The organism is Dermacoccus sp. PE3, assembly GCF_001021715.1.
GTDB lineage: Bacteria > Actinomycetota > Actinomycetes > Actinomycetales > Dermatophilaceae > Dermacoccus > Dermacoccus abyssi.
In genome coordinates this window covers 431,230-440,757 of sequence record NZ_LDCM01000004.1, presented here as the reverse complement: position 1 = coordinate 440,757, position 9,528 = coordinate 431,230, and the positions used below count along the sequence as shown (strand labels likewise).

Annotated in this window: 11 protein-coding genes and 1 pseudogene; 8 read left to right on the top strand and 4 right to left on the bottom strand. The window is 69.1% G+C overall.

The features are described from left to right. Positions 1-7 precede the first annotated feature (7 nt). On the bottom strand, positions 8-448 hold the full coding sequence (locus AA983_RS12530) for a MarR family winged helix-turn-helix transcriptional regulator (RefSeq protein ID WP_047312550.1): 441 nt from the start codon (positions 446-448) through the stop codon (positions 8-10). Positions 449-558: 110 nt separating this feature from the next. Between AA983_RS12530 and AA983_RS16025 the strand changes: the two are divergent. Both AA983_RS16025 and AA983_RS12525 read left to right on the top strand, forming a co-directional pair. Then, positions 559-759 (top strand): annotated as a pseudogene (locus AA983_RS16025) (MFS transporter); the annotation flags it as partial. Next, a complete protein-coding gene (locus AA983_RS12525; RefSeq protein WP_369798811.1) occupies positions 750-1,718 on the top strand; it encodes an MFS transporter in 969 nt (322 codons plus the stop codon). The pseudogene AA983_RS16025 and the gene AA983_RS12525, both read left to right, overlap by 10 nt. 14 nt (positions 1,719-1,732) lie before the next feature. Here AA983_RS12525 and AA983_RS14995 read toward each other — a convergent pair whose 3' ends face one another. Beyond that, complete coding sequence (locus tag AA983_RS14995; protein ID WP_052947119.1) at positions 1,733-3,229, bottom strand: serine/threonine-protein kinase; 1,497 nt, start codon at positions 3,227-3,229, stop codon at positions 1,733-1,735. 76 nt (positions 3,230-3,305) lie between these two features. Here AA983_RS14995 and AA983_RS12515 point away from each other — a divergent pair, with 76 nt between their 5' ends. From AA983_RS12515 to AA983_RS12500, 4 genes are all read left to right on the top strand, one after another. After that, positions 3,306-3,596, top strand: coding sequence for a YciI family protein (locus tag AA983_RS12515; protein ID WP_047312549.1), 291 nt, complete (start codon positions 3,306-3,308; stop codon positions 3,594-3,596). Continuing rightward, positions 3,596-3,976 (top strand): DUF488 domain-containing protein, encoded by a 381-nt coding sequence (locus tag AA983_RS12510; protein WP_047312548.1) that lies wholly within the window; start codon positions 3,596-3,598, stop codon positions 3,974-3,976. The genes AA983_RS12515 and AA983_RS12510 overlap by 1 nt, the downstream gene beginning before the upstream one ends. Continuing rightward, complete coding sequence (locus AA983_RS12505; protein WP_052947118.1) at positions 3,973-4,998, top strand: alpha/beta fold hydrolase; 1,026 nt, start codon at positions 3,973-3,975, stop codon at positions 4,996-4,998. Before AA983_RS12510 ends, AA983_RS12505 begins: the two co-directional genes overlap by 4 nt. 75 nt (positions 4,999-5,073) lie before the next feature. Next, positions 5,074-5,577 carry a hypothetical protein gene (locus AA983_RS12500; RefSeq protein WP_047312547.1) on the top strand — a complete coding sequence of 168 codons (504 nt, stop codon included), beginning with the start codon at positions 5,074-5,076 and terminating at the stop codon, positions 5,575-5,577. A 44-nt stretch (positions 5,578-5,621) separates the two neighbouring features. Here the strand turns inward: AA983_RS12500 and AA983_RS12495 are convergent, their stop codons facing one another. After that, positions 5,622-6,344, bottom strand: coding sequence for a hypothetical protein (locus tag AA983_RS12495; RefSeq protein WP_156170395.1), 723 nt, complete (start codon positions 6,342-6,344; stop codon positions 5,622-5,624). A 67-nt stretch (positions 6,345-6,411) separates the two neighbouring features. Here AA983_RS12495 and AA983_RS12490 point away from each other — a divergent pair, with 67 nt between their 5' ends. Then, the gene (locus AA983_RS12490; RefSeq protein ID WP_047312545.1) at positions 6,412-7,185 is read left to right on the top strand and encodes a polyprenol monophosphomannose synthase; all 774 of its coding nucleotides are present in this window, start codon (positions 6,412-6,414) and stop codon (positions 7,183-7,185) included. Positions 7,186-7,222: 37 nt separating this feature from the next. Here the strand turns inward: AA983_RS12490 and AA983_RS12485 are convergent, their stop codons facing one another. Continuing rightward, positions 7,223-7,735 carry a GtrA family protein gene (locus AA983_RS12485; RefSeq protein WP_052947117.1) on the bottom strand — a complete coding sequence of 171 codons (513 nt, stop codon included), beginning with the start codon at positions 7,733-7,735 and terminating at the stop codon, positions 7,223-7,225. Positions 7,736-7,839: 104 nt separating this feature from the next. On the opposite strand from AA983_RS12485, the gene AA983_RS12480 reads away from it, so the two are divergent. After that, a complete protein-coding gene (locus tag AA983_RS12480; RefSeq protein ID WP_047312544.1) occupies positions 7,840-9,519 on the top strand; it encodes an FAD-binding dehydrogenase in 1,680 nt (559 codons plus the stop codon). The last annotated feature ends 9 nt before the right edge of the window (positions 9,520-9,528 follow it).

The window sequence follows — 9,528 nt, the reverse complement described above, 5'->3', positions numbered from 1 at the left end:
TCAGAAGTCAGTGCTTCTCGACGAAGGCGACGAGGTCGGCGAGTTCTGGCTTTTCCCGGGCTGATTCGAGCGAGGCGGCGAGGACACGGTCGTGCGTGGGGCGGGCCTTCTCGTAGGCGGCGCGACCTTCCGGCGTCAGCTCCGTGTAGATGCCGCGCCGGTCGTCCGCGCAGATGATGCGCGTGAGGTAACCGCGGTCTTCGAGTCGGTTGACGAGCCTCGTCGTCGCGGAGGGGGAGAGGGCTGCTGCGCGCGCCACCTGCGCCATGCGGAGGTGGAACGTGCCGTCCTGGCGCGACAGGGCGTCGAGCACCGTGTACTCCACGACGGTCAGGCCGTGGCCCGCGACGAGCTCCTTCTCGAGACAGGTCTCGATGTGTCCGTGGAGTGCGGCGAGCGTGCGCCAGCCCGAGGCGCGGACCTCGACGGCGGTGTCAGCGATACCCATGAATTCAGTGTACGCCGCTTGCAATAGAGCGCGTGTGCAACTAACGTCACGCAAGTTAGTTGCACGCGCGGTATCTTGCCGCATGGAATGAACCTCGAAAGGTTGCACTCATGCCTGTCGGACTGCTCGCCCTGGCCCTCGGTGGCTTCGGCATCGGGCTCACCGAATTCGTCATCGCCGGCCTGCTCACCCCGGTCGCGAACGACCTCGGGGTCTCCGTGCCCACGGCCGGCTACCTCGTGAGCGGTTACGCCCTCGCGGTCGTCTTCGGTGCGCTGGCGCTGCCGCCGCTCCTCGCGAAGTGGGCGCCGAAGCGTGCGCTGCTGCTCCTCATGGTGCTGTTCGTTGTGGGCAACGCGATCTCGGCACTGGCCCCGGCTACGCCGCGCTCCTCGCCGGACGTGTCGTCGCGGCCCTCGCGCACGGCGCCTTCTTCGGCATCGGGTCCGTGCTCGCCTCGGCCCTCGTGGCCAAGGAGAAGCAGGCCGGCGCCATCAGCATCATGTTCGGTGGGCTGACGCTTGCCAACGTCCTCGGCGTGCCGATGGGCACCTTCGTCGGTCAACAGTGGGGCTGGCGGGCGACGTTCGCCACCATTGCCGTCGTCGGAGTCGTCTCCTTCGCCGGCATCGCAGCGCTCGTTCCGGACGCCCGCGCCGAGTCGTCCGAACGTAGCCTCCGGGCCGAACTGGCCGTCTTCTCCCGGGCCCAGGTCTGGTACTCCCTCGGCATGACAGTGCTCGTCTTCGGCGGCATGTTCGGTGCGTTCATGTACATCGAGCCGCTGCTGACTCGCGTCACCGGTTTCGACGACGGCGCAGTGCCGTGGCTCCTCGTCCTCTTCGGCGGCAATGTCCTCGGTGGGCGCCTCGCCGACGCAGCCCTGCGCCGCACCCTGACGACGTGGACGCTCGCGCTCGGCATCGTTCTCGTGGTCTTTGCGCTCGTGCCGGGCAACAAGGTGGCGGCGGCAGCACTCCTGCTCGCCATGGGCTTCTTCGGGTTCGGCACGGTGCCCGGCCTGCAGATGCGTGTCATGCGCTACGCCGACGAAGCGCCGACGATCGCGAGCAGCGCGAACATCGCCGCGTTCAACGTCGGCAACTTCCTCGGCGTGTGGATCGGCGGCCTCGCCATCGCGGCCGGCCACGGCTTCGGTTCGCCGCTCTGGGTCGGCGCAGGCTTCGCGTTCGCGGGCCTCGGAGTGCTCCTGTTCGCCGACGCCCGCAGCAGCGCCCGCTCGACGGCAGCGGCGGCAGTGGCCTGCTGACCGCCGAGTTGCGCCTACTGGCGGCGAAGCTTGCCCTCGGCGAGTGCAATGCTCTGATGATCCTGCGGCGAGCAGCGCTGCGCTCTCAGCTCGAGCACGAGGCTGCGCACCCCCGTGACGTCGAGCGAGAGTGCTTTCGCCTTTTCGCTCGAGAAGTTCACGGTCTGTTTCGTGTCGCCGTCCATGCGCACGACGACGGTGCCGGTGTCCCCCGAGGGGTTGGGGCGCGCGTTGAAGCCGGCGAGCAACTCCATCTGCGTGAACTCACCGTCGAGGGTGAAACGCACCGGACGGGTGCAGGTGGGGGGCGTGAGATCGCGGGCGACGACGGCGTCGTCGAAGTCACGCCCGTCGATCGTGGCGCTGTTCTTCTCCGCCTCCGAGCCGGCGAGACGACTGGACAGTGGAACCACCGTCGGTTGCGCCCGTGTCGTCGACGAGGAGGTGGTGGCCGATGGTTTCGACTTCGTCTGCTCCGAGCCGGTGTCGCGCAACAACAGCCACGCGACGAGCGCGACGAGGCACAGCCCGACGACGAGCCCGACGCCGAGCGCGATGCTGCGACGGTGCGACGTGCTCTCGTCGTCATCGTCGGAGACGGTCTCGGGAGAGCTTCCGGAGGTCGGCAGTGCCGAACCGATGAGTCGCGTGGGGGGAGAGGCGTGCAGGGGAGCGGGGGCCGGCATCCCGGCGAAGCGCGGCACCATGTCGGCCAGCTGCGCCGCGACGGCGGAGGCGTCGTCGGGCCTGTCTCCCGGGTTCTTCGCCATGAGCGCCGCGACGAGGTGCCACAGCTCGTCCGGCATGCCGTCCGGGCGTCCGGGCGCGTGGTCGGCGTGCATCCGCAGGAGCGCGACCGGCGAATCGGAGCTGAACGGCACGATGCCGCACGCCATTTCGTACAGCGTGATGCCGAGGGCGTAGAGGTCGCTGGCACGTCCGCTCGGCAACCCGTCGCCGAGCTCGGGCGCGAGGTACTGCGGGGTGCCGATGACGTTCGCCGTGCCGACGTGCCCCGTCGCCGTCACGGCGAGCGAGGCGATGCCGAAGTCCGCCAACTTCGGCTCGAGGCCGTTCGGGGTTTCGTCGAGAAGCACGTTCTCGGGCTTGAGGTCGCGGTGCAGGACGCCCGCACCGTGCACCGCTGCGAGGCCGGCCGCGATCCGCGAACCGAGGGACGCCACCTCCGCAGGCGGAAGATTGCCGCGCTGCTGGAGCAGGCCGCGCAACGACGGCCCGCCGATGTAATCCATGACGATGGCGAGGCGCGGGCCCTCGACGACGAGGTCGTGCACGCGGATGACGTGAGGGCTGCGCAGATTGACGAGCAGGTTGCGTTCCTGGAGGAAACGCGCGACGACGGTGGGGTCGTCAGCCATCTCGGGGCGCAACAGCTTGAACGCGAGGGGGCGGCCGTCGACATCGCGACCGGCCCACACCTGACCCATCGCGCCCGCGCCGATTCGACGTTCGAGCACGTACCGGCTGCCCAGCTGCCAACTCTCCGACACGTGGTTTCCCTCCCTGCCCGGTCGCCTCGATCTTATGGTCTGCCCGGTGTCACTGTTGGCGAGTAGGCTCGAAGGCATGGCGATTTTCGCGGTCTCCTACCGCTACAGCGACGACGTCGCCGCGCGCGACACCCACCGCCCCGAGCATCGCGAGTTCCTCGCGCAGTGCGAGGGCCTCCTGCTCTCCGGGCCGCTCACCGACCCGGCCGGCGCGCTGCTGCTCGTCGCAGCCGACAGCGCCGAGCAGGTCGAGCAGCGTCTCGACGGCGACCCGTTCCGCCGTGAAGGGGTCATCGTCGAACGCGTCGTCCGCTCCTACGACCCGGTGCTCGGCAGCCTCGCGGACGCCGTCGCCGCCCACCGCTGATGGCCACCCCCGACATCGAGGTGGGCAAGGTCCACACCGCGCGTGACGGTGAGGCGATGCGCGTGCTCGTCGACCGGTTGTGGCCCCGCGGAGTCTCGAAGGAACGAGCAGACCTCGACGAGTGGGCGAAGGACGCCTCCCCGAGCACGGACCTGCGCAAGGAGTTCCACGGAGGAGATCTGAGCTTCGAGCAGTTCGCCGACCGCTACCGAGCCGAGCTGGCCGACGGTGACGGTGCCGACGGGCTGGAGAAGCTCGCCGAGACTGTTTGCGGCGCCGACGGGCGCGTCCTCCTCCTCATCGCCGGTGACCCGACCGGTGACAACCACGCTCAGGTGCTCGCGCAGGCGCTGCGAGAGCAGATCGGAGAGAGCTCGTGAGTCCCGCCTCAGAAAACGAACCGGGCAACTCGAGCGCAGCCCTGGCCGCCGACGCCGACGTTCTCGACGCTGCCGCGGCCGAGGCGCTGCTCGCCGAGTCTCTCGCCACGAACGTCGACGAACCCGAACCCGACCTGCCGCCCATCACGACCGTCGAGGTCGACGGCGTCACGGTGCATCACCGCGACAGCGGCCACAACGTCTCGGGGCCCACCTACGTCCTCGTCCACGGTCTCGGCGGGAGCCTCGCGAACTGGGAGCCCGTCTGGCCCTACCTCGCGCGCCTCGGGCGGGTACTGACACCCGACCTCGCCGGCTTCGGGCGCACCGAGGCCGACGCCGGCCGTTCCGCGGTCGGCGACAACGTCGACCTGTTGAGCGCCTACCTCGACGTCGTGGACGCGCGAAACGTCGTACTCGTCGGCAACTCGATGGGCGGGATGATCTCGCTGCTGCTCGCCGCGAAGGGCCACCCGCAGCTCGAGCGGCTCGTGCTCGTCGACGCGGTCGTGCCGTTCGGCCCCAAGGTGCGTCCGAACCCCCGGGTCGGTCTCACCTTCGCGCTCTACATGTGCCCGCCCCTCGCGCGCTTCGTCGTGCCGCGCTACGTCCAGCGTCGCGGCACCGACCAGATGGGCCTCGACGGCGTACTTGTTGTGGTGGCCGACCGTCGTCGCGTGCCGCGCTGGGTGTGGCGCCGGGCCGTCGAGGAGGCGCGGGCACTCACCGAGATCCAGAGCGCGGTGCCCTCCCTTGTGCGTGCTGCGCAGTCGATCGTCATCGCAGGAGCATCGCGAAGCTACCGCCGCGCGCTGGCCGAGGTGACGGTGCCCGTCACGTTCCTCCAGGGAGACGCGGACGCGCTCGTGCCTGCCCGCGGCGTGCGCGCGGCGCTCGCGAGGGTTCCGGAGTGGAACTACGTCGAGGCCGAGGGCGTCGGTCACGTGCCGATGTTCGAGGCTGCGACCTGGACGGCTGCCGTCATTGCGGGCCGGATTCGCGGAAACATCACGAATATGTAACGGTAGGTGACTCGTGGGCGATGAACCCATGACCGACCGAGAGGCCAGAACCACGGGCCCGACGAGAGGAAAACCGTGCACCACCACGCTTTCACCCGAACTCGCCGCATCCTGCCGGCAACCGCGGCGAGCCTCGGGCTCGCGGTGACGATGGCCGCCTGCGGCAGTGCGAACAGCGACGACGCCAGCCCCACTGTCACGACCTCCAGCGCGACGACGAACGCGGGCAAGCCCGGCGCGACGCCGGCCCTGCGCGCAGCCTGCATCGACACGAACAAGAAGGTCGTCTCGGCCAACTCCACCTGGAACAAGGCTGTCGACTCGCGCAAGGCGGCCGACCTCAGCAAGGCGTCGACCTCGATGGGCAAGCTCGCGGACGAACTGCGCGAGCAGGGCAAGAAGTCCGGTAACGCCAGCTTCAAGCAGAAGGCGGACGCCGTCGCCAAGAAGGTCGGCACGCTGACGAAGGCCAAGGCGCCCTCGAAGACCGTCGACACGAACACCTACAACGACGCGGTAGACGACCTCACGTCCTACTGCGGCCAGATGTTCCCGTCGGCGACGAAGAAGTCGGCCTGACGCACTTCATCGGGCAGGGTCGAGCTGCCCGATTCCCGGGCTCCTCACCTCTCGTCGAGGGCTCTGACGCGAGTCTCCGCCGCCGCGAGGGCGGCCTGTGCGCTGTCACGGGCCGCCTTCGCGGCGTCATAAGCGTCTACCGCAGCGCTCAACCGGCGGCGGGCCCGCTCGACCTCCTGCATCGCCGTGCGACGTTCGGCGTCCCGCGCGGCAGCCTCTCGCTCGGCCTCCCGGTCGGCTGAGTCGGTGTCCACGATGCGAAGAGCGGCACGGCCGCGCGCGGCTGCGTCCCGATGTGCGAGCGCGTCCGACAGGTCAACCTCACCCCACCCCGAATAGCGCAGGCCCCGCACCAGGGTGCGGCTCGCGACGGCGGCCTCGGCGCTGGGGTCGGCTGTCGCGGCGAGCAGCGTGCAGCGAACCTCGTCGCGCACCGCCGGTGAGACGGAGACGGTTGCGAGGACGGCGTCGAGCAGGCGGTGACGTTCGGACGTGAGGCGTTTCATCTCGTCGGTGTCGAGGCGCGTCTGAGCAGCCCGTAGGGCGGTGCCGACGGCGAGGAGTTCACCGAGCGGCTGATCCTCAAGGTGATTGACGGTCTCCGCGGCCACCGTGGGTTTGCGCAGCGCCGTGATCGCGCGGGCGACATCGGCGGCGCCCTCACTCTTCGCCCGAGCCGCGAGTTCCTTGCGGACCCTCACGAAATCGGCTGCCGGTCCGTCGTAGAGGCGACGGACGGCGTCATCGAGGCTGATCGGCGCGGGCATGCTCACCATTGTGCGGCCCATGAGTTACGTTTGCTGTCTCGTCCCCGTCGCCTGACGAAAGTTACCCATGCCCGCGTTGCCCTCGGCGCAGGAGCGCCCCGCGATCGATCGCGTGCTCGTGCTCCTGCCGACTTACGACGAGCGCGAGAACCTTCCCCGGATCCTCGAGCGCGTCCATGCCGCTGTTCCGCATGCGGACATCCTCGTCATCGATGACAACTCGCCCGACGGCACCGGTGAGATGGCCGACGATTTCGCCGCCTCGAGCGGGCACATCCACGTGCTGCACCGTCGGGGCAAGGAGGGGCTCGGGAAGGCGTACCTCGCAGGATTCGCCTGGGGTCTCGAACGCGGTTACGACGCTCTTGTCGAGATCGATGCCGACGGCTCGCACCCCGCAGAGGAACTACCGGCGATGCTCGAGCTGGCTCGCCAAGCCGACCTCGTCATCGGCTCGCGCTGGATCAAGGGCGGGTCGGTGGTCAACTGGCCCAAGCAGCGCGAGGTCCTCAGCCGAGGAGCCAACCTCTACGTGCGCGCGTTGCTCGGTACGCACGTCCACGACGCCACGGCCGGGTACCGCGTGTACCGCGCCCCGATGTTGCGGGCCATCGACCTCGACGGGATCACGACGAGCGGATACGGCTTCCAGGTCGACCTCACCCTGCGTGTCCTTGAGGCCGGCGGCGTCGTCGTCGAGCACCCGATCCGCTTCGCGGAGCGAGAGTTCGGCGTCTCGAAGATGTCGCGCGACATCATCGCCGAGGCCTTCACGCTCGTGACGACGAGCGGTCTGCAGCATCGAGCCCGTCAGATGAAGGCGCTCCTGCCGGGACGCTGATCGCGGTCGCCGGGTGCAGGTAGCGGCTGCGTCGCGGCTACTTCTCGTGTGCGTCGCGGTGCGTGGGCGGTGCACCCTGTTCGGCGGCCTTGCCGAAGACGACCGTGCGGTAGAGCACGAACCGCATGAGCGTGCCCAGGCCGATGCCCAGAACCACGTGCACGTTGACCCAGAACGGCTTCGTCACGTCGAGGACGTAGTGGGCGAACGCGACCCACGCCGAGGTGACCGCGAGCGCGACGCCGTTGACGCCGAAGAACAGGGCCACCTCGTGATGGACCGGGCGCCCCTCGCGTTCGCGGAACGTCCAGTACCGGTTGCCGAGCCAGGCGAAGACGGTGGCGACGGCACCCGAGAGGATCTTCGCCGTCGTGTACTTGTCGCTCAGCGCACCGTGGATGAGGACGTTGAACAGGCCGAGGTCGATGACGGCGGCGAAGGCGCCGACGAAACCGAACGTGCTTACCTCGCGCCAGAACGTCGACAAGGTGGACGACGAGGGCTCCTGTTCCGCTTCGGGTTTCGAAGCCGCGGTGTCCTGGGTCGTCATGGTGCCCGAGTCTAGCGGCGCCCCCTCGGCTCGACGGTAAACGGCCCGGGTGACAGGAGGCCTCAATTATCGTGACGGCAACGATGCAGAGGGAGTGATGGGGCATGACTGAACGAACGTTCGACACGATCGTCGTGGGAGCAGGGCTCGCCGGTCTCGTGGCGGCCGCGGAGCTGACGGCGCGAGGGCGCCGCGTCGCCGTCGTCGAGCAGGAGAACCGGGCGAACCTCGGTGGGCAGGCTCACTGGTCCTTCGGCGGTCTCTTCCTCGTCGACTCTCCTGAGCAGCGTCGCCTGCGTGTGCGCGACAGCCTCGAGCTGGCGTGGGCCGACTGGTGCAACAGTGCTCAGTGGGACCGCCTCGACGGCGAGAACGCCGAGGACACGTGGGGGCGCGCCTGGGCTCGTGCCTACGTCGAGTGGGCGGCCGGCGGCAAGCGCGAGTGGCTGCGCGAGAACGGCATCAACCTCACGCCGATGGTCGGCTGGGCCGAGCGCGGTGACGGGCGTGCCGACGGCCACGGCAACTCGGTGCCGCGCTTCCACATCGCCTGGGGGACGGGCACGGGCGTCAGCGGGCCCTTCGTCGAGAAGGCGCTCGACGCCGAGAAGCGCGGGCTGCTCACCTTCTTCCACCGCCACCGCGTCGACGAGCTCGTGACGACGAGCGGCGCCCTCACCGGTGTGCGCGGCACGGTGCTCGCGCCGGACGAAGCCGAGCGTGGCGTCGCCTCGAACCGCGATGCCGAAGGTGACTTCGAGCTCGAAGCACCCTCTGTGATCGTGGCGAGCGGCGGAATCGGTGGCAATCACGACCTCGTGCGTCGCTGGTGGCCCGAGAGCCTCGGCACCCCGCCGTCGTCGATGATCACCGGCGTGCCGGAATACGTGGACGGACGCATGCTCGACGTGGCCGAGAGTGCCGGCGCGCGCCTCGTCAACCGTGACCGCATGTGGCACTACACCGAGGGCATCCGCAACTGGAACCCCGTGTGGCCGCAGCACGCCATCCGTATCCTGCCCGGCCCGTCGCCGTTGTGGTTCGACGCGATCGGCCGGCGCATGCCGCAGCCCTGCCTGCCCGGTTTCGACACGCTCGGCACGCTGCGCCACCTGCGTACCGACCCTGCGATCAGCGCGTACGACCACTCCTGGTTCATCGTGACGAGCAAGATGCTGGAGAAGGAATTCGCGCTCTCGGGTTCGGAGCAGAATCTCGACCTCACCTCGGGCAGTCGCAAGGAAGTCGTCAAGGCCCGCCTGGCCTCCGGCGCGCCGAAGGCCGTGGCCGACTTCGTCGAACACGGCGCCGATTTCGTCGTCGCCGACACGATCGACGAACTCGTGGCGAAGATGAACACACTCACGGACGAACCGCTGCTCGACGCCGACGCTGTGCGCACGCAGATCGAGGAGCGGGACCGGCAAATGGGCAACCCGTACTCCAAGGACGTTCAGGTCATGACGATCCACAACGCCCGCAACTATCTCGGGGACAAGCTCGCCCGGGTGAGTTCGCCGCACCGGGTTCTCGACCCGAAGGCCGGCCCACTTGTCGGTATCAAGCTGCACGTCCTGACCCGCAAGAGCCTCGGCGGCATCCAGACCGACCTGCAGTCTCGCGTGTTGGACGCCGACGGGAACGCCGTCCCGGGTCTCTTCGCGTCCGGTGAAGCCGCTGGGTTCGGAGGTGGAGGCGTGCACGGATACAACGCACTCGAGGGGACGTTCCTCGGCGGCTGCCTGTTTTCCGGGCGCGCGGCCGGGCAAGCGGCGGCGGGGTGATTCGGCCTT

Excerpts from the sequence above, each read along its gene's own strand:
- AA983_RS12510 (WP_047312548.1), top strand. The coding sequence starts at position 3,596 with ATGGCCACCCCCGACATCGAGGTGGGCAAGGTCCACACCGCGCGTGAC.
- AA983_RS12480 (WP_047312544.1), top strand. The coding sequence starts at position 7,840 with ATGACTGAACGAACGTTCGACACGATCGTCGTGGGAGCAGGGCTCGCC.
- AA983_RS12495 (WP_156170395.1), bottom strand. The coding sequence starts at position 6,344 with ATGCCCGCGCCGATCAGCCTCGATGACGCCGTCCGTCGCCTCTACGAC.
- AA983_RS12515 (WP_047312549.1), top strand. The coding sequence starts at position 3,306 with ATGGCGATTTTCGCGGTCTCCTACCGCTACAGCGACGACGTCGCCGCG.
- AA983_RS12530 (WP_047312550.1), bottom strand. The coding sequence starts at position 448 with ATGGGTATCGCTGACACCGCCGTCGAGGTCCGCGCCTCGGGCTGGCGC.
- AA983_RS12490 (WP_047312545.1), top strand. The coding sequence starts at position 6,412 with ATGCCCGCGTTGCCCTCGGCGCAGGAGCGCCCCGCGATCGATCGCGTG.
- AA983_RS12485 (WP_052947117.1), bottom strand. The coding sequence starts at position 7,735 with ATGACGACCCAGGACACCGCGGCTTCGAAACCCGAAGCGGAACAGGAG.